The sequence below is a fragment of the Roseateles sp. AC306 genome, assembly GCF_979253795.1.
Genome location: NZ_CEEDEB010000008.1, coordinates 59,113 through 76,583 on the forward strand (window position 1 = coordinate 59,113; position 17,471 = coordinate 76,583).

Annotated in this window: 15 protein-coding genes; 5 read left to right on the plus strand and 10 right to left on the minus strand. The window is 69.6% G+C overall.

Annotated elements, in window-relative coordinates:
• Window positions 1-17: 17 nt before the first annotated feature.
• The 7 genes from AC0IZJ_RS16640 to AC0IZJ_RS16670 form a co-directional block, all read right to left on the minus strand.
• On the minus strand, window positions 18-461 hold the full coding sequence (locus AC0IZJ_RS16640) for a hypothetical protein (RefSeq protein WP_471851897.1): 444 nt from the start codon (window positions 459-461) through the stop codon (window positions 18-20).
• Between the two features lie 181 nt (window positions 462-642).
• Window positions 643-1,803 (minus strand): methionine aminotransferase, encoded by a 1,161-nt coding sequence (locus AC0IZJ_RS16645; RefSeq protein ID WP_471851899.1) that lies wholly within the window; start codon window positions 1,801-1,803, stop codon window positions 643-645.
• 61 nt (window positions 1,804-1,864) lie between these two features.
• Window positions 1,865-2,320, minus strand: a complete 456-nt coding sequence (locus AC0IZJ_RS16650) for a hypothetical protein (protein ID WP_471851901.1) — start codon at window positions 2,318-2,320, stop codon at window positions 1,865-1,867.
• Window positions 2,317-2,721 carry a VOC family protein gene (locus AC0IZJ_RS16655; RefSeq protein WP_471851903.1) on the minus strand — a complete coding sequence of 135 codons (405 nt, stop codon included), beginning with the start codon at window positions 2,719-2,721 and terminating at the stop codon, window positions 2,317-2,319. The genes AC0IZJ_RS16650 and AC0IZJ_RS16655 overlap by 4 nt, the downstream gene beginning before the upstream one ends.
• Entirely contained in the window at window positions 2,718-3,185 is a 468-nt protein-coding gene (locus tag AC0IZJ_RS16660; RefSeq protein ID WP_471852259.1) for a cyanophycin metabolism-associated DUF1854 family protein, read from the minus strand. Before AC0IZJ_RS16660 ends, AC0IZJ_RS16655 begins: the two co-directional genes overlap by 4 nt.
• A 6-nt stretch (window positions 3,186-3,191) precedes the next feature.
• The gene (locus AC0IZJ_RS16665) at window positions 3,192-3,677 is read right to left on the minus strand and encodes a RidA family protein (RefSeq protein ID WP_471851905.1); all 486 of its coding nucleotides are present in this window, start codon (window positions 3,675-3,677) and stop codon (window positions 3,192-3,194) included.
• A gap of 14 nt (window positions 3,678-3,691) precedes the next feature.
• Window positions 3,692-5,944, minus strand: a complete 2,253-nt coding sequence (locus tag AC0IZJ_RS16670; protein WP_471851907.1) for a cyanophycin metabolism-associated ABC transporter — start codon at window positions 5,942-5,944, stop codon at window positions 3,692-3,694.
• Between the two features lie 89 nt (window positions 5,945-6,033).
• Between AC0IZJ_RS16670 and AC0IZJ_RS16675 the strand changes: the two genes are divergently transcribed.
• On the plus strand, window positions 6,034-8,220 hold the full coding sequence (locus AC0IZJ_RS16675; protein ID WP_471851909.1) for a cyanophycin synthetase: 2,187 nt from the start codon (window positions 6,034-6,036) through the stop codon (window positions 8,218-8,220).
• Between the two features lie 11 nt (window positions 8,221-8,231).
• Window positions 8,232-10,793, plus strand: coding sequence for a cyanophycin synthetase (gene cphA / locus AC0IZJ_RS16680; protein ID WP_471851911.1), 2,562 nt, complete (start codon window positions 8,232-8,234; stop codon window positions 10,791-10,793).
• Between the two features lies 1 nt (window position 10,794).
• Here cphA and AC0IZJ_RS16685 read toward each other — a convergent pair whose 3' ends face one another.
• Together AC0IZJ_RS16685 and AC0IZJ_RS16690 are read right to left on the minus strand one after the other, a co-directional pair.
• On the minus strand, window positions 10,795-13,398 hold the full coding sequence (locus tag AC0IZJ_RS16685; protein WP_471851914.1) for a serine/threonine-protein kinase: 2,604 nt from the start codon (window positions 13,396-13,398) through the stop codon (window positions 10,795-10,797).
• Window positions 13,399-13,415: 17 nt separating this feature from the next.
• Window positions 13,416-14,459 carry a hypothetical protein gene (locus AC0IZJ_RS16690; protein WP_471851916.1) on the minus strand — a complete coding sequence of 348 codons (1,044 nt, stop codon included), beginning with the start codon at window positions 14,457-14,459 and terminating at the stop codon, window positions 13,416-13,418.
• A 111-nt stretch (window positions 14,460-14,570) separates the two neighbouring features.
• Here AC0IZJ_RS16690 and AC0IZJ_RS16695 point away from each other — a divergent pair, with 111 nt between their 5' ends.
• A complete protein-coding gene (locus tag AC0IZJ_RS16695) occupies window positions 14,571-15,089 on the plus strand; it encodes an ECF-type sigma factor (RefSeq protein ID WP_471851918.1) in 519 nt (172 codons plus the stop codon).
• 4 nt (window positions 15,090-15,093) lie between these two features.
• On the opposite strand, the gene AC0IZJ_RS16700 is transcribed toward AC0IZJ_RS16695, so the two are convergent.
• Window positions 15,094-15,840, minus strand: coding sequence for a substrate-binding periplasmic protein (locus tag AC0IZJ_RS16700; protein WP_471851920.1), 747 nt, complete (start codon window positions 15,838-15,840; stop codon window positions 15,094-15,096).
• A 133-nt stretch (window positions 15,841-15,973) separates the two neighbouring features.
• Here AC0IZJ_RS16700 and AC0IZJ_RS16705 point away from each other — a divergent pair, with 133 nt between their 5' ends.
• Window positions 15,974-16,438 (plus strand): group I truncated hemoglobin, encoded by a 465-nt coding sequence (locus AC0IZJ_RS16705; RefSeq protein WP_471851922.1) that lies wholly within the window; start codon window positions 15,974-15,976, stop codon window positions 16,436-16,438.
• Window positions 16,435-17,436, plus strand: a complete 1,002-nt coding sequence (locus AC0IZJ_RS16710) for an MBL fold metallo-hydrolase (protein ID WP_471851924.1) — start codon at window positions 16,435-16,437, stop codon at window positions 17,434-17,436. The genes AC0IZJ_RS16705 and AC0IZJ_RS16710 overlap by 4 nt, the downstream gene beginning before the upstream one ends.
• The last annotated feature ends 35 nt before the right edge of the window (window positions 17,437-17,471 follow it).

Here is a 17,471-nt window from a genome sequence, read left to right on the forward strand (position 1 = left end):
GTGCGTTGCCCCGCCTGTTATTTGCCGGCGGCGGAGGCCGCAGCCATGACAGGCGCAGGTGCGGCGGCTACTGCAATCTCGGTGCTCGGGGTCGCCTGGTCACCCTGCTGATCTCGACGGTCGAATCCAAGCGTCTTGCCGAAAACAAGCTGCACCCAGGTCGGATAGGTGTAGGCCGTACCGCGGTTGTGGTCGACGACCGCGCCGATGCCGCCACCGATCAGAATGTTGCCCCACATGCCGCCATTGGTACGCGATACGGCACGGCCGGTTGCGTCCAGATTGTTGGGCGCCTTGCATACGATTTCGAGATCCTTGCTCGACCGCCGCACCGCCACTGTGTCGCCTGACTTCCCAGTCATCGTCCCGTAGTCGTTGGAGAACTTGCACTCGGCCCCGGCAATCGCTTCGCCACTGGCCGATCTGGTCTCGACCTTCATGCCGTGGGTGGTTTCATTCATCACCGAAGCGCAGCCCGTAAGAGCCAGCAGTGCAGTTAGCGTCAGAAGTCTTGTAATCACGATTCCCCCTAGTTTGAAGTGACTCGCGAATGTAGTGCGCTAGCTCCAACTTCACACCGGGAATAAACCCAAGGTCAGGTCAGCAACGTGATGCCCTGCCCCTGAACCGGGGTCTCGCCGATCAATCGCAAAGCCCGCGCTGCAGCCGCTCCGCCGCCAGCGCCAGCGTCTCATCCCGCTTCGCAAAGCAGAACCGCACATGCCCGCGCTCCTGGGGCTGCTGGTAGAAGACCGACAGCGGGATGGCCGCGACGCCGATCTCGGTCGTCAGCCAGCGGGCGAACTCCAGCTCGGGCAGGTCGCCGAACCTGGGCGTGGCGCTGTAGTCCACCGTCTGGAAGTAGGTGCCCTCGCAAGGCAGCAGCTTCAAGGGCGTGGCGGCCAGCGCAGCGCGGAAATTGTCGCGCTTGGCCTGGTAGAAGCCGCTCAGGCCCTCCCACGGCGCCGGGTTGGCGAGGTAGGCGGCGATGGCGTGCTGCGTTGGCGTGTGGACCGTGAACACCGTGTACTGATGCAGGCGGCGGAAGGCCGCGCTCAAGGCCGGCGGCGCGGCGACGAAGCCGACCTTCCAGCCCGTCACATGGAAGGTCTTGCCGAAGCTGCTGACGAGGAAGCTGCGCTCTCGCAAGGCCGGGTAGCGCGCCACGCTCTGGTGCGGGGCGCCATCGAACACCATGTGCTCGTAGACCTCGTCGCTGACGACGAAGAGGTCGTGCGCTTCGGCGATGCGCTCCAACTCGCGCAGGTCGTCGCCCGTCGCCACGCGGCCGCTGGGGTTGTGCGGCGTGTTCAGCACCAGGGCGCGCGTGCGAGGCGTGATGGCGGCGCGAACGGCCGGCAAGTCGATGCGGTAGTCCGGCGTCATCGGCACGCCGATGGGGATGGCGCCGGCCAAGCGGATGGCCGGGTCGTAGCTGTCGTAGGCCGGCTCGATGATGAGGACCTCATCGCCGGCACCGACGCAGGCATGCAGCGCCGTGATGATGCCTTGCGTGCCGCCGGCGGTGATGGTGATGTCGCGGTCGGCGTCGTAGGCCGAGTCGTAGAGGTCGTTGAGCTTCCTGGCCACGGCCTGGCGCAACGCCGGCACCCCGGTCATCGGCGGGTACTGGTTGTGGCCGGCGGCCATCGCGTCCGTCACGGCCTGCAGCAGCGCCGGGTCGGCGCTGAAGTCCGGGAAACCCTGGCCGAGGTTGACGGCGCCATGCTCTGCCGCGAGGGCTGACATGACGGTGAAGATGGTGGTGCCCGTGTTGGGCAGTTTGGTGGGCAGGACGGGCATGGTGTCGAGATTCTGCTGGAGCGCCCGCGCCCTTGCGCGGCCGGCGCATAAGCAGATGCGTTCAGCGCTGCGGCGGCCCGACAAGGCTGCGCCGCGCTGCCAGCGCGATGGGCAGGCCGAACACCAGGCAATGCGCCGCGATGGCCGCCATGTCGAGCTTCGGCGGCCAGAACGGCGTGTGCAGGGCCGACAGCGGCAGCACGACGTTGTTCATGCCGAAGTAGACGACCAGACCATAGACGAGGCCTGCGGTCGTCGCGTTGCGCAGCAGGGCCGGCAGGCGCAGGGCGGCGAGGCAGAAGAGCGCCGCCCAGATCAGCGCGATGCCGTAGTGCAGGGCCACGCCCAGCGCGAAGGTCTGCTGCCCGCCGCTGAACGCCGCCTCCTTGCCGATGAGACCGGCCGCAACGGTCTGGAAGACCTTGAGCTTCATGCCGTAGTAGCTCAGCGCAAAGACGAGGTCGCCGGTGCCGGCCAGCAGGCCGCCCCAGACGATGGCCCGGGTCAATGGCTTCATGCAGGCGGCCCCTTCAACTCGACGACATTCCCCTCGGGGTCGCTGAGGTAGATCGACGGCCCTTCGCCTTCGGCACCGTAACGGCTTTCGGTCTTGCCGGCAGCGATGCCATGCGCCGCAAGGTGGGCGCGGATCTCGGCCTCGTCGAAGGGCTCGACGCGCAGGCAGAAATGGTCGAGGTTGCGGCCCTCAGCGCCCGGCGCCGCACCGCCCATGCGGCCCAGCTTGCCGTCCACGGGCACGAGATCGATCAGCGAGCGGCCGGCGCGCAGTTGCACGAGGCCGATCTCGTCCTGGCGGCGCTCGATGGCGCAGCCCAGCACACCGACGTAGAAGGCCAGCACGGCGTCGAGGTCGACGACGCGCAGCACGAGGTGGTCCAGGCCTTGCAAGCGGATCAAAGAAACCGCTCCAGCAGCCGCTTCGACGGCTTGTCCAGCGCCCAGCGGTCCGGCACCTCCAGTTGCACGCCATGCGTGGACGTGATGAGCAGGCGGCTGTCGTCCAGGCGGCGGATGTCTTCCTCGCTCTTCAGCACGAAGTCGATCTCGCCGCGATCGGTCTCGATGCGCCAGGTGCTGGGCGTGGCGAAGGTGTTGACCGAGATCAGCCGCTTGAGCGTGGGGTGAAACTCGCGTGCAGCGAGCTCGGCCTCGAGCAGCTTGCGCGGGCCGTCGGGAAGGGCCGAGACGCGCTCGATCCAGGCCAGCTCGTGGCCATGCACGCCGACCAGGGACAGGCCCTCGTCCGGCGCCGAGATCGGGTGGGCGCGCACGGGCGTGACGCCCACATGGGCGGCGCCGTTCAGGTCGGTCAGCACCAGCCGGCCGTTGACGTCCAGGTGCAGGTCGCGAAAAGGAAGCATGGACATTCAGGCCTCGGCTTCAGCGGCGATCAGGTCGATCTCGACCGCCGCGTTCTTGGGCAGCTGCAGCACGCCGACCGAGGTGCGCGTGTGCGCGCCGGCGCTGCCGAGCACGCGCCAAAGCAGGTCGGACGCGCCGTCGGCCACTTCACTGTGCTGCGTGAAGTCCGGCGTGCAGTGGACGAAGACAGTCACCCGCAGCACGCCCTTCAGGCGCTCCAGGCTGCCCAGCTCATGGCGCAGCAGCGTGAGGGCGCGCAGCATGGCGATGGCGGCGGCCCGCTTGGCACGGTCCAGGCTCACTTCGGCACCGACGACGCCGGTCACGGAGACGTGGTCGCCGATACGCGGCAGCTGCCCGCTCAGATAGAGCGTTCGGCCATCACGCACCAGCGAGGTGTAGCTGCCGCCGATCTGCAGCGGAACACTGAGGTCGAAGCCATGCTCGGTGCAGGCAGCGGCCAGTTCGAGATCGCGATCAGGGGCTGTCATGTCGGTTTTCCATCTCAAGCATCAGCGGTGTGAGCGCTGGGGTTGGGAGCGACCACCATCAGGCCGCCATCGTCGCCGCCCTCGTCCTCGACGCGACGGGCCTGGGCTTCCCACAGCCGCCAGTAGTGGCCCTGCTGGGCGATCAGTTCATCATGCGGCCCCAGCTCGACGATCTCCCCACGGTCCATCACCACGAGGCGGTCGGCCTTGCGCAGCGTCGACAGGCGGTGGGCGATGGCGATGGTGGTGCGGCCCTTGACGAGGTTGTCCAGCGCGTTCTGGATCTCCTTCTCGGTCTCGGTGTCGACGGCACTGGTGGCCTCGTCGAGGATGAGGATGGCCGGGTCGATCAGCAGCGCGCGGGCGATGGAGATGCGCTGGCGCTCGCCGCCCGACAGGCCCTGGCCACGCTCGCCCACGAGGCTGTCGTAGCCATGCGCCAGGCGCAGGATGAACTCGTGCGCATGGGCGGCGCGGGCGGCGGCGACGATCTCGTCGCGGCTCGCATCCGGCTTGCCGTAGGCGATGTTCTCGGCGATGGTGCCGAAGAACAGGAAGGGCTCCTGCAGCACCAGGCCGATGTGGCGCCGGTAGTCGGTCACCTTGATGCGGCGCAGGTCCACGCCGTCGACCTTGATGCCGCCCTCGGTCACGTCGTAGAAGCGGCAGATCAGGTTCACCAGCGTGCTCTTGCCCGAGCCGCTGTGGCCCACCAGGCCCACCATCTCGCCGGGGTGGATGTCCAGGTTGAGGTTGCGAATGATGGAGCGCGAGCCGTAGCGGAAGTTGACGGCCTGCAAGGAGATGGCGCCGGTGACGTTCTCGAACGGCTGCGGGTTGACAGGGTCCGGCACGTTGGAGACGTGGTCGAGGATGTCGAAGATGCGCTTGGCGCCGGCCGCGGCCTTCTGCGTGACCGAGACGATGCGGCTCATCGAGTCCAGCCGGCCGTAGAAGCGGCCGATGTAGGCCAGGAAGGCCGTCAGCGTGCCAACGGTGATGCTCTGGTGCGCGATCAGCCAGATGCCGACGCCCCAGACCACCAGCAGGCCCATCTCGGTCAGCAGCGCGACGCTGGGCGTGAACAGGCTCCAGGTCTTGTTGAGCCGGTCGTTGACATGCAGGTTGTTGGCGTTGGCCTCCTTGAACCGCCGCGCCTCGCGCTTCTCCTGCGCGAAGGCCTTGACGACGCGGATGCCGGGGATGGTGTCGGCCAGGATATTGGTGACCTCGCCCCAGACGCGGTCGATCTTCTCGAAACCGGTGCGCAGCCGGTCGCGTACGAGGTGGATGAGCCAGGCGATGAAGGGCAGCGGCACCAACGTGGCCAGGGCCAGGCCGGGGTGGATGCTGAACAGGATGATGGAGGTCATCGCCAGCATCAGCACGTCGGTGATGAAGTCCAGCGCGTGCAGGCTCAGGAAGACCGAGATGCGGTCGGTCTCGGAGCCGATGCGGGCCATCAGGTCGCCGGTGCGCTTGTTACCGAAGTACTCCAGCGACAGCCCCAGCAGGTGCTCGAAGGTGGCGGTGCGCAGGTCGGCCGCAATGCGCTCGGACACCAGCGACAGCAGATAGGTCTTGGCCCACCCCAGGCCCCAGGACACCAGCGCCGCGCCGAACAGCCCGCCCAGCAGCAACGTCACCAGCCCGGGGTCGATCTGCTGGCCGTTCTGGAACGGGATGAGCACCCGGTCCATCAGCGGCATGGCGAGGTAAGGCGACACCAGCGTCGCGCCGGTTGCGCCCAGCATCAGCGTGAAGCCGAGCAGGAGTTGGCCCCGGTAAGGCCGAGCGAAGCGCCACAGCCGCAGCAGCACCCAGGTGCTGGGCGGCTTGCTGGCCTCGCCGAAGTCGAAGGCGGAGTCCTCGCCGTCGTCCTCCGAATCGGTCGCCACGTGGCCCGCCAGTCGCTGAAGCTCGCGCTCGAAGGCATCGACAAGTCGCACCGCCGCAGGGTTCTGGGCCAGCGTGAAACGCCAGCGCGCCAGGCGTTTCTCGCCGTCGAACAGCTCCAGGAAAGCCAGGCCGCCATGGTCGCTCAGCTTGAGCGACTGGCCGGGCTCTAGGCGGTGGTCGCTCCAGGTACCGCTGGCGGGCTCGAAGGCCAACAGGTGTGCATTTGTGAGCGCAATGAGGCCCTGGGCGAAGTGGCCGTGGGCATCGAGGTCAACCTCCAGCGTGGCCACCACGTTCTCACCAGCCAGGAGCCGCCCTTGAAGAGCGGCCGTTTGCGGATGCGGTGTTGCGGTGGGAAGGTCTTGCATGTTCTTGTTGGCTCCAACGGCTTGCAGCAATTCTCCGCCATGACTTCGGCGCACAATTCCCAGCGCTTGCCGCGCCTACCCCCTACCTCATGAGCAAAAAAGAAGACATCCGCCGCGACATCGAAGTTCTGCGCGTCAACTACCTGCGTGGTCCCAACATGTGGACTTACAGGCCGGTGCTGGAAGTCTGGCTGGACCTGGGCGAACTGGAAGACCACCCCAGCCACCTGCTACCCGGCTTCAACGACCGACTCACGACCGCGCTGCCGGCGCTGATCGAGCACCACTGCGGCGTCGGCGAGCGTGGCGGCTTCATCGAGCGGCTGCGTGACGGCACCTGGATGGGCCATGTGCTGGAGCACGTCGTCATCGAGCTGCTCAACCTGTCCGGCATGCCCACGGGCTTCGGCCAGACGCGCTCCACCTCCAAGCCCGGCGTCTACCGCATGGTGTTCCGGGCGCGTGACGAGCAGGTCGCGCGTGCAGCGCTGGCCGAGGGCCACGCCTTGCTCATGGCCGTCATCAACGACGAAGCCTTCGACGTGGCCGCCGCAACGGCCCGCGTGCGAGACAAGCTGGACGATTGCTATCTCGGCCCGTCCACCGCAGCCATCGTCGCCGCCGCGACGGACCGCCGCATCCCACACATCCGCCTGAACGACGGCAACCTCGTGCAGCTGGGCCATGGGGCGCGCCAGCGCCGCATCTGGACGGCCGAGACCGACATGACCAGCGCCATCGCCGAAGGCATCGCTGGCGACAAGGACCTGACGAAGACGCTGCTCAAGGCCGTCGGCGTGCCGGTGCCCGAGGGCGAGGAGGTCAAGACGGCCGCCGAGGCCTGGCGCGCCGCGCAGGACCTCGGCCTGCCCGTCGTCATCAAGCCCAGCGACGGCAACCATGGCCGTGGCGTGACGCTGGACATCGCCAATGAAGTTGACTGCGAAGCGGCCTTCAAGCTGGCCGAAGCTGAAGGCTCGTCCGTGCTGGTGGAAAGCTACATCAAGGGCAACGAGCACCGCGTGCTGGTCGTCGGCGGCCAGATGGTGGCCGCCGCGCGCGGCGAGGCTGCGTGGGTGCATGGCGACGGCAAGCACACCATCGCCGAGCTGGTGGACCTGCAGATCAACACCGACCCGCGCCGTGGCCTGACCGAGGACTTCCCGCTCAACCGCATCACGCTGGGCGAAGACGCCGTCGTGCTGCTGGACCTGCAGCGCCAGGGCTTTGCGCCCGAAGCGGTGCCGCCTGCCGGCAAGGGCGTGCTGATCCAGCGCAACGGCAATGTCGCCATCGACTGCACGGCCGAGGTCCATCCAGAGGTGGCGCACGCCGTGTCCCTCGCCGCGCGCACCATCGGCCTGGACATCGCCGGCGTCGACCTCGTCACCGAGGACATCTCCAAGCCCTTGAGCGAGACCGGCGGCGCCATCGTCGAGGTGAACGCCGGCCCGGGTCTGCTGATGCACCTGAAACCCGCCGGCGGCTCGCCTCAGCCGGTGGGCCAGGCCATCATCGACCACCTCTTCGCCGAGGACGAGAACGGCCGCATCCCCATCGTCGGCGTGGCTGGCTCGGTGGGCGGGCACCAGATCACCCGCCTGGTCGCCTGGCTGCTGCACCTGAACGGCCGCCACGTCGGCCTGGCCTGCCGCGACGGCCTGTTCCTGGGCACCCGCCGCGTCGAGAAGAAGAACAGCGCCCGCTGGGACGCCGCCCACCGCCTGCTGATGAACCGCGGCGTCAATGCCGTCGTCATCGAGAACGACCCGGCCTCCATCCTGCGCGACGGCCTGGCCTATGACCGCGCGGCCGTCGGCGTCGTCACCGACCTCGACGGCATACCGGCCCTGGCGGAGTTCGACGTCCAGGACGCCGACCAGCTCTACAAGGTGCTGCGCACGCAAGTCGACGTGGTCTTGAGCGACGGTGCCGCCGTGTTGAATGCAGCCCATCCGCGCCTGGTCGACATGGCCGAGCTGAGCGATGGCGAGGTGGTTTTCTACGCCGAAGACGGCAACCTCGAAGCCCTGCAGCAACACCGCGACCGGGGCGGCCGAGCGGTCTTCCTGCGTGGCGGTGCTGCGGTGCTGGCCCACGGCCCGGCGGAAACGCCCGGCGCCAACATCGACGCACTGCTGCGCCGCTTTGGCCCCAAGGCCACCGACGCCTCCACGCTGCTGGCCGCCGTCGCCGCAGCCTGGGCGCTGGGCATCTCACCCGAGTTGATCGCCGCCGGCCTCGACACCTTCGTTCCCGACCTCCACCTGGCATAAACGACAAGAACATGGACGTTTCCCGCATCCGCGCCCTGCGTGGCCCCAATATGTGGAGCCGCCACACGGCCATCGAGGCCGTCGTGAATTGCCTGGACGCCGAGCGCTCGCTCGAGCGGCTGCCCGGCTTCGAGCCCCGCCTGCGCAAGCTCTTTCCCAGCATCGGCGAGCTGCGCACCGACGCCTCGCTGGCCCAGGTGCTGGAGCAGGCCACGCTGGCCCTGCAGGCCCAGGCCGGCTGCCCCGTCACCTTCAGCCAGACGCATGTGACGCCCGAGGCCGGCACCTACCAGCTCGTCATCGAGTACAGCGAGGAAGACGTCGGCCGCCTGGCCTTCGAGCACGCGGTCAAGCTGCTCAAGGCCGCGCAGGACGGTGGCGAGTTCGATGCCGACGCGGTGCTGGCCCAGCTGCGCGAGCTGGACGAGGACATCCGCCTCGGCCCTTCAACCGGCTCCATCGTCAACGCGGCCCTGGCGCGAGGCATCCCGTTCCGGCGCCTGACGCAGGGCAGCCTGGTGCAGTTCGGCTGGGGGGCCAAGCAGCGCCGCATCTGGGCGGCCGAGGTGGACGCAACCAGCGCCGTCTCCGAATCCATCGCCCAGGACAAGGACCTCTGCAAGCGCCTGCTGCAGGCCGCTGGCGTGCCGGTGCCCACGGGCCGGCCGGTCGAGTCGGTCGACGACGCGTGGGAAGTGGCGCAGGACATCGGCCTGCCCGTCGTCGTCAAGCCGCAGGACGGCAACCAGGGCAAGGGCGTGACCGTCAACGTGACGACGCGCGAAGGCATCGAAGCGGCCTACAAGGCCGCCGACGAGATCGGCCATGTGATGGTCGAGAAATTCCTGCCGGGCTCCGACTACCGCCTGCTCGTCATCGGCGACAAGCTCATCGCCGCCGCCCGCCGCGACCCCCCGCACGTCATCGGCGACGGCAAGCTCACGGTCAAGGCGCTGGTCGACAAGGTCAACGCCGACCCGCGCCGGGGCGATGGCCATGCCACGTCGCTGACCAAGATCCGCTTCGATGACATCGCCGTCGCGCGCCTCGTGCAGCAAGGCCTGACCCCGGAGTCCGTGCCCGAGAAGGGCCAGCGCGTCATCCTGCGCAACAACGCCAACCTGAGCACCGGCGGCACCGCCACCGACGTGACGGACGACGTGCACCCTGAGGTGGCGGCCCGCGCCATCGCGGCGGCCCAGGTCGTGGGCCTGCATGTCTGCGGTGTCGACATCGTCGCCGAGAGCGTGCTGCGGCCACTGGAAGAGATCAGCGGCGGCATCGTCGAGGTGAACGCCGCGCCGGGCCTGCGCATGCACCTGTCGCCCAGCTACGGCAAGGGCCGCAATGTCGGCGAAGGCATCGTCGGCCACCTGTTCGGCACCGGCCCGAAGGCTGAGGACGGCCGCATCCCGGTCGTCGCCGTCACCGGCACGAATGGCAAGACGACGGTCACTCGTCTCATCGCCCACCTGTTCGCCAGCTGCGGCCTCAAGGTCGGCATGACCAACACCGACGGTGTCTACGTCGACGGCCGCCAGATCGACAGCGGCGACTGCTCCGGTCCCAAGAGCGCCCGCAACGTGCTGATGCACCCGGACGTGGAAGCCGCCGTGCTGGAAACCGCGCGCGGCGGCATCCTGCGCGAAGGCCTGGGCTTCGACCGCTGCCAGGTCGCCGTCGTCACCAACGTCGGCGCGGGCGACCACCTGGGCATGAACTTCCTGCACACGGCGGAAGACCTGGTGCTCGTCAAGCGCGTCATCGTGCAGAACGTGGCGCCCAGCGGCTACGCCGTGCTGAACGCGACCGACCCCCTGACCGCGCAGATGGCTGCCATCTGCCCCGGCCAGGTCATCTACTTCGCTGCCGACCGCCACCACCCGGTGATGGCGACGCACCGCGCGCAGGGCAAGCGCTGCGTCTACGTCGACGGCGACCAGCTCATCGCCGCCCAGGGCGTGTGGCGCGAAAGCATTCCGCTGCGCGAGATCCCGATCACGCGCGGCGGCCTGATCGGCTTCCAGGTCGAGAACGCAATGGCGTCGGTGGCCGCAGGCTGGGCCGTCGGGCTGGACTGGGACACCATCCGCCGCGGCGTGGCCAGCTTCGCCAACGATGCCGACAACGCGCCCGGCCGCTTCAACGTGATGGACTTCCGCGGCGCCACCGTCATTGCCGACTACGGCCACAACGGCGACGCGATGAAGGCCCTCGTGGGCGCCGTCGCCGCGCTGCCGGCGAAGACGCGCAGCGTCGTCATCAGCGGCGCGGGCGACCGGCGCGATGAGGACATCCGCGTGCAGACCGAGATCCTCGGCGCCGCCTTCGACGAGGTCATCCTCTACGAAGACGCCTGCCAGCGCGGCCGCGCGGCCGGCGAGGTCGTGGCCCTGCTGCGCGCCGGCCTTGAAGGCGCATCGCGCACCAAGCACATCGAGGAAATCATCGGCGAGTTCACCGCCATCGACCGTGCGCTGGAACGCCTGCAGCCGGGCGACCTCTGCCTGGTGCTGGTGGACCAGGTGGAAGAAGCGCTGGCCCACCTGGCCAGGCGCATCACGGAAGGCTGACCTAACAGCCCAGCTCAGCGCGCCAGGCCAGCGCCTGCGGCGGCAGCGGCCGCAGCGGCGCGGCACGGTTCCAGGCGGCGCAGGCGGCAGGCCTGTCGGCCAGGGCATAGGCGGCGTCGGCGGCGGCCAAGGCGTTGTCTGCGCTGCCGGGCTCGGCGTCCGACAGGGCCTGCAGCGCCGCCGCTGCAGTCTTCATTGCTTTCGCATCGCCATGCAGGCCGGCCAGCCGCAGCTCGCTCAAGGCCAGCGAACGCCGGTTGCGCGCGTTGCGGGCCTTGGCCGCCTCGGCGGCCCAGTAGGCGCGCGTGCGCTCCAGCCAGGGCCGCGCTTCGGCGGCGGCGCCGGTCCGGGCCAGCGCCGTGCCCAGCGTCAACGCGCGGGCGCCACGGTCGCCGGGCCAGCGCGGGTTGTCGGCGTCCTTCTCCAGCAGGCGCTCGGTCCAGCTCATGCTCTCGCGCATCGCCTTCAGCGCGTCGACCGGATGGGCCATTTGCAGCTCCAGCTCGGCCTGCATGAACAGCGTGGCCGCGAGGCTGCCCCAGAACTGCTGCTGCTCGGGGTGCATGGGCTGCACGCGGCGCAGATGCTCGACGTTCTCGCGACGCGCCTCGGCGGAGCCGGCGTAGTCGCCCCGGCGCAGCCGCGAGGACGCGATGGCGCCGGCGATGACGGACTGGGTCTGCCCCAGCTCGGCCTCCAGGCGGGTCTCCTCGGGCCGCAGCGTGGCGTTGACGGCCGCGATCTCTGCCTTCATGTCTAGCTGCGCCAGCGCACCCACCCGCGCGGCTTCGTAGGCCTTCATGGCGTCGGCCGGCCGGTCCAGGCCCTGGCCGTTGTCGTCCAGCAGCAGGCCCAGGTTGAACTGCGACGCGGTGATGGCGCCCAGCAGCCGCAGGCGGTCCACGCCCGGGGGTGCCAGGCCGTGGCTCTCCTCGGCGAGCTTCAGGCCCTGGCGCGTCAGCGTGACAGCCTCCTCCAGCCGGCCCGCCTCCTGCTCGGCCGAAGCCATCACGTTGTAGGCCCGCGAGGCATACGTCGCGAACAGCGCATTGCCCTTTTGCGTGGGCCAGGCGCGGGCCACCAGGTCCATGGCGGCCTGGGCATGGCGGCGGGCGTCTTCGGGCTTTTCCAGCGAGCCGGGGTAGCCGGGCATCAGTGCCTCGGCCATGCGCACCTGCACCTGGGCCATGTCCGCCACCACCGCCGTGTCGCCGCCCAGCGTGGGCAGCAGGCGCTCCAGCGCGGCATGGGTGTCGCGCAGCAGGTCGAGCTTGATCTTCTGCCCGCCCGGCAGGTATTCCACGCTGTCGCCGAAGCCGAACACCAGGTCGTGCGTGACCCGCCTCACCTCGGCCAGGCGTTGCTCGGCCAGCCCCTGCGCCAGCCGCGCCTCGCGGGCCTGCCAGCTCGTGGCCGCCAGGCCGCCCAGCAGCGCCACCAGGCCCAGCGCGCCCAAGGCGCTGGCCATCCGGTTGCGGGCAAGCAGCTTCGCCGTGCGGTAGCCCCAGGTGGGCGCGCGGGCGCTGACGGGGTAGCCGCCGAGGTAGGCGCGCAGGTCCGCCGCCAAAGCGTCGACGCTGGCATAGCGGCGCTCGGGCGACTTCTCCAGCGCCTTCAGCACGATGTTGTCGAGGTCGCCCTGCAGCGTGCGCGCCTGGGCCAGCCACTGCGGGTCGCCCACGTCGTCGGGGCTGAGGCGGCTGGGGCGGGTGGGCTCGTCCTCCAGCACGCTGCGCGCAGCCTCCTGCGGCGTGGTGGCCTCGCGGCCGGTGGGGCGCACGCCGGTCAGCAGCAGGTAGAGCAGCACGCCCAGGCTGTAGATGTCGGTGGCCGTGCCCACCGGCTCGCCGCGCACCTGCTCGGGGCTGGCGTAGTTGGGCGTCATCGCGCCGGCCTGCGTCGCATCCAGCTCGGCGCCGTCGGGCGCGATGGCCTTGGCGATGCCGAAGTCCAGCAGCTTGACGCGGCCCTGGGCATCGACGAGCACGTTGCCGGGCTTCAGGTCGCGGTGGACGAGCAACTGGCGGTGCGCGAAGGCGACGGCGTCGCAGAGCTGCAGCATCAACGCGATGCGTCCCTCCACCGGCAGGCCGCGCGCAGCCTCGTCCAGCGGCTGGCCATCGACGAACTCCATCACGAAATAGGGCTGGCCCCCGGGCGTCATGCCCGCGTCCATGAGCTGCGCAATGTTCGGATGGTTGACGCGCGCCAGCAGCCGCCGCTCCTGCTCGAAGCGCGCCAGCCAGCCGGCGCCCCGGCCCTTTCCGCCATCAGGCAGCAGCTTGATGGCCGCGCGGCCCTCGTAGCTGCCATCGGCGCGCTGCGCCTCGTAGACCTCGCCCATGCCGCCCGCGCCCACCAGCCGCACCAGCAGCCAGGCGCCCAGCCGGCGACCGGTCCAGTCGTCGCCCGGCACCGCCGCGGCCTCGGCCAGGAAGCCGCCAGTGGCTTCGCCGTGATGCTGCAGCAGGCTGTGCAGCTCGGCCAGCAATTCGGGCGGCAGCGCGGCCTCGGCAATGAGGGGCTCACGCTCGGCGGGCGGCAGGTCCAGCACCGCATCGAACACCGCCTTCACGCGGCGCCAGGACTCTTCGGGCTTGTTCATGCCGCAGTGTCCCGGCCTCAACGCTCGTTGACCATGCGGGCAATCAGCATCGCCTGGGTCTGCATCAGGTTGGCACCGATGCGTTCGTTGTAGCGCTGCGGGTCGGTGACGACCTCGTACTTCTCGCTGGAGCTGCTGTCCTTGGAACCGATGGCCATGCGCAGCAGGCCGACGGCGACGGCGCCGGCGATCTCGCCCGTCGTGGCCGCCTCCTTGCGCATCTCCGAAAACGCGGCCGGGTCCAGCAGCAGCGGCGCCTTGGCGCTGATCAGGGAGCCGTCCGCGCCGGCAAACACCTGCATGCGCGCCTGCGTCAGGATGGGATGCGCCTTGGCGCTGACCGCGGCGGTGCTGCTGAGCCGGCCGAAGAAGCCCTTGTTTTCGTTCGTCAGGCCGGCGAAGTGCAGGCGCATCGCCACCTCCAGCAGCGCGGCGCCGCCCAGTTCCTGTTGCAGCGTGACGTTGTCGGTCGCCTCGGCGATGGCCGAGATGCCGGCGCTCAAGCCCGCCAGCGCCCCCAGCGCCCCCTTGCCGTGGTTGGCCATCATGCGGTTGCCGCCGTAGAGCGCCATGCCGGCAGGCGCGACGGTGGTGCTGGTGTCGGCCCGCAGCGGCAGCGGCAGGCCACCGGCCACCAGCTTCTTCCACGTCGGCGCCGCAGCGAGCTGCTCGGGCGTCAGCACCTCCAGGCCCTGGGCCTGCAAGGCCTGCACGAAGCTGGCGTAGAGCTGCTCGGTCAGCGCCTGGAACTCGGGTTCGGCCACACCGACGAGGCGGTAGTAGCCGGTCACGCTGGCGCGGCCGGCGGCGGCAAAGCCGGAGGTCTCGGCGCTGACGTTGTCGCTGGTGACGAACTCGATGCTGAACTGCGGCACGGCAACACGCTTCAGGCCTTTGAGCGCCTTGACGTTGGTCACCTCCACCAGGCTGGCTGTGGCCTGGGCCAGGTCGAAGGGCTGGGGCAGCAGCACCGGCGCGGGGCCTTTCGCCAGGGCGGGTTGCGGCAGACCGCCGCACAGGGCGGCCAGTACGGCGAGAGAGGCGAGGAATCGGCGGGACATGACAGGCTCCTGAGGGCGGGCCCGGCAGAAACGTCGGGCCTCATTCCCTACACGCAGCGGATCGCGGCCAAAAGGACCATGGCCCCCGACCATGCATGCAAGAATTTCTGCATGCCCCAACCCGCCGCGCCGTCCGAAGCGCTGAACCAGAGCCTCTACGACGAGCTGCACCGCTGCGCCAGCGCGCAGATGCGCAAGGAGCACGCCGGGCACACGCTGAGCGCCACGGCGCTGACGCACGAAGCCTGGCTGCGCATGGCGCAGCAGACGCGCACCGAGTGGCAGAGCCGCAGCCATTTCCTGGGAGTGGCGGCGCTGATGATGCGGCGCATCCTCGTCAACCATGCGCTGGCCAAGCAGGCCGCCAAGCGCGAGGCCATGCTGGTGCCGCTGACGCTGACCGAGGCCCAGCAGGTGGCCGGTGGCGCGGATGCGGACGTGCTGCGCGTGCACGAGGCGCTGCTGGCCTTCGAGCAGCAGGACGCGCGCGCAGCCAAGGTCGTCGAGCTGAAGTTCTTCGGCGGCCTGGAGCTGGAGGAGATTGCCGAGGTGATGGACCTCAGCCGTGCCACCGTCAAGCGCGACTGGGCGCTTGCGCGTGCCTGGCTGCACCGGGAGCTGGCGGGCTAGCGGGCTAGCGGTAGCGTGCCATCAGCCGCGCCAGTTCGCCATCGTTCACCAGGCCCTGGATGGCCGCGTTCAGCGCCGGCAGGCGCACCGGGCTGCCGGGCGACAGCGCGCACTGCGCCAGCACCTCGGACACCACCAGCGGCGCATGCAGGGCCAGCTTGAAGTGGCCGGTGCGCTGCTGGTACTCCAGCACGCGCCGGCCGGTCAGCGCATGCCGCACGCGGCCGAGTTCGAGCTTTTGCAGATTGACCACCGCATCGGGCGCGTCGTCGCGCACGAAGCCGGCGCGCAACGTGTCGGCCATCTCGGGGTAGACATAGCCGCGCACCGTGCCCACTGGCTGACCGGCCAGCGCCGTCAAGCCGGCCGGTGCTGGCGCCGTGGCCACCGTGACGAGCAAGGCCTGGTCGGGGATGAAGGGCCGGCTCCACGCGAACGCGCCGGGCAGCCAGTCGCTCTGGTAGTCGCACAGCATGTCGCCCTCGCCGCGCTGCAGTGCCTCGGCCAGGCGCTTGCGCGGCGTCGGCCTGGCCACCAGCCCGCGGCCCATGCGGCGCGCCAGGGCCTGGCCGATCTCCAGGTTCAGCCCTTCCACGACATGGTCGCCGTCAATGCGGGCATGCGGCATCAGTGCACTGGTCTCCACCAGCATGACCAGGGGCCGGGCCGGCTCGGCGCCCGCGAGCGCACACAGCAGCGCAGACGCGCCGCCCAGCATCCACCGCCCCCAACAAAGTCGCATCCTGCCCATGGGGCGCATCATGCCGCGCCCGTCGGTCCCGGCGCACGCCAGGCCGATCGACGCCGCAGCACGCGCGTGACCAGCGCACGAAAAGCCGCCGGCGCTGCCACGACGGCGCCGGGGCCACCGCTAGACTGGCCCGATGAAGTCCCGCCTGCTGTTTGCCGCCCTGGCCCTCGCGCTCGCCGCACCGCTGGCGCTGGCCCAGCCTCCCAGCACCGTCATCCCAGGCACCGCGCCCATCCCGGCCGACGACAAGCTCTACCAGGACCTTGGCGGCCGCGAAAACATCCAGCGCTTCACCAACGACTTTTACGACACCATGCAGCAGGACGCGCGCATTGCGCGCTTCTTCGACGGCATCAACATGAAGTACCTGAAGGGCGTGCTGGCCGACTACTTCTGCGTCGTGGCCGGCGGCCCCTGCGTCTATGAAGGCGTGGGCATGAAGGACGCACACGCCCACCTGGGCATCGCCAAGGGCGACTTCAACACGCTGGTGGAACACCTGCAGCGGGCCATGGACAAGGCCAAGGTGCCGTTCGCCGTGCAGAACCGGCTGCTGGCGCGCATGGCTTTCCTCCACCGCGAGATCGTGACCCAGTGAGCCGCCCGCCCCACCACCGTGACGGCGGCTTCCAGAACAATCACGGCGACTTCGAGCCCAAGTCGCTGGCCGACGTGCTGCGCTGGCGCTGGAACGCGTCGCGGCTGGGCCTGCCCAAGCGGCCGGTAGCGCCCATCCCGACGGTTGCGGCAGACCTGGCCTTCATCCGCAGCAACACCGCGCCGGCCGTGACCTGGATTGGCCACGCCACCGTGCTCGCCCGGCTCGGCGGCCTGAACCTGCTGACCGACCCGGTCTTCTCGGAGCGCGCCTCGCCGTTCTCGTTCGCCGGTCCGAAGCGCGAGCAGCCGCCCGGCGTGGCGTTGGTCGATCTGCCGCATATCGACGCCGTGCTCGTCTCGCACAACCATTACGACCACCTCGACCTGGCCTCCTGCCGCAGCCTCGCGAGCCAGCCGGGCGGCAGCCCGCTGTTCGTCGTGCCGCTGGGGCTGAAGCGCTGGTTCGAGGCGCGTGGCATCGCACGCGTCGTCGAGCTGGACTGGTGGCAGAGCGAGACGCTCGATGGCGTCGAGATCGTGCTCGTGCCGGCCCAGCATTGGTCGGCACGCGGCCTGAACGACCGCATGAAGACGCTGTGGGGCGGCTTCGCCGTGTTCGCGACCGATTGCCAGCTCTTCTTCGCCGGTGACACCGGCTATTCGCGCGACTTCGCCGACATACGCGAGCGCTTCGCCGAGCGCCAAAAGGAGGGCGGCTTCGACATCGCGCTCATTCCCATCGGCGCCTACGAGCCGCGCTGGTTCATGCAGGCCCAGCACGTCAACGTCGAGGAGGCGCTGAAGATCCACACCGACCTCGGAGCGAAGCGGTCGCTGGGCGTGCACTGGGGCACCTTCGAGCTGACCGACGAATCGCTGGATGAGCCGCCACGCCAGCTCGAACGTCAGCGCGCCGAACTGGGCCTGGCGGAGGACACGTTCTTCACGCTGGCCATCGGCGAGACGCGCCGCATCCAGTCGCGCAACAGTTCTTGACGCGACTGGCAAGGCTGGCGACACCCTGGGTGCGT

Excerpts from the sequence above, each read along its gene's own strand:
- AC0IZJ_RS16670 (WP_471851907.1), bottom strand. The coding sequence starts at position 5,944 with ATGCAAGACCTTCCCACCGCAACACCGCATCCGCAAACGGCCGCTCTT.
- AC0IZJ_RS16650 (WP_471851901.1), bottom strand. The coding sequence starts at position 2,320 with ATGAAGCCATTGACCCGGGCCATCGTCTGGGGCGGCCTGCTGGCCGGC.
- AC0IZJ_RS16695 (WP_471851918.1), top strand. The coding sequence starts at position 14,571 with ATGCCCCAACCCGCCGCGCCGTCCGAAGCGCTGAACCAGAGCCTCTAC.
- AC0IZJ_RS16700 (WP_471851920.1), bottom strand. The coding sequence starts at position 15,840 with ATGGGCAGGATGCGACTTTGTTGGGGGCGGTGGATGCTGGGCGGCGCG.
- AC0IZJ_RS16685 (WP_471851914.1), bottom strand. The coding sequence starts at position 13,398 with ATGAACAAGCCCGAAGAGTCCTGGCGCCGCGTGAAGGCGGTGTTCGAT.
- AC0IZJ_RS16645 (WP_471851899.1), bottom strand. The coding sequence starts at position 1,803 with ATGCCCGTCCTGCCCACCAAACTGCCCAACACGGGCACCACCATCTTC.
- AC0IZJ_RS16705 (WP_471851922.1), top strand. The coding sequence starts at position 15,974 with ATGAAGTCCCGCCTGCTGTTTGCCGCCCTGGCCCTCGCGCTCGCCGCA.
- AC0IZJ_RS16665 (WP_471851905.1), bottom strand. The coding sequence starts at position 3,677 with ATGACAGCCCCTGATCGCGATCTCGAACTGGCCGCTGCCTGCACCGAG.
- AC0IZJ_RS16675 (WP_471851909.1), top strand. The coding sequence starts at position 6,034 with ATGAGCAAAAAAGAAGACATCCGCCGCGACATCGAAGTTCTGCGCGTC.
- AC0IZJ_RS16660 (WP_471852259.1), bottom strand. The coding sequence starts at position 3,185 with ATGCTTCCTTTTCGCGACCTGCACCTGGACGTCAACGGCCGGCTGGTG.
- AC0IZJ_RS16640 (WP_471851897.1), bottom strand. The coding sequence starts at position 461 with ATGAATGAAACCACCCACGGCATGAAGGTCGAGACCAGATCGGCCAGT.
- cphA (WP_471851911.1), top strand. The coding sequence starts at position 8,232 with ATGGACGTTTCCCGCATCCGCGCCCTGCGTGGCCCCAATATGTGGAGC.
- AC0IZJ_RS16690 (WP_471851916.1), bottom strand. The coding sequence starts at position 14,459 with ATGTCCCGCCGATTCCTCGCCTCTCTCGCCGTACTGGCCGCCCTGTGC.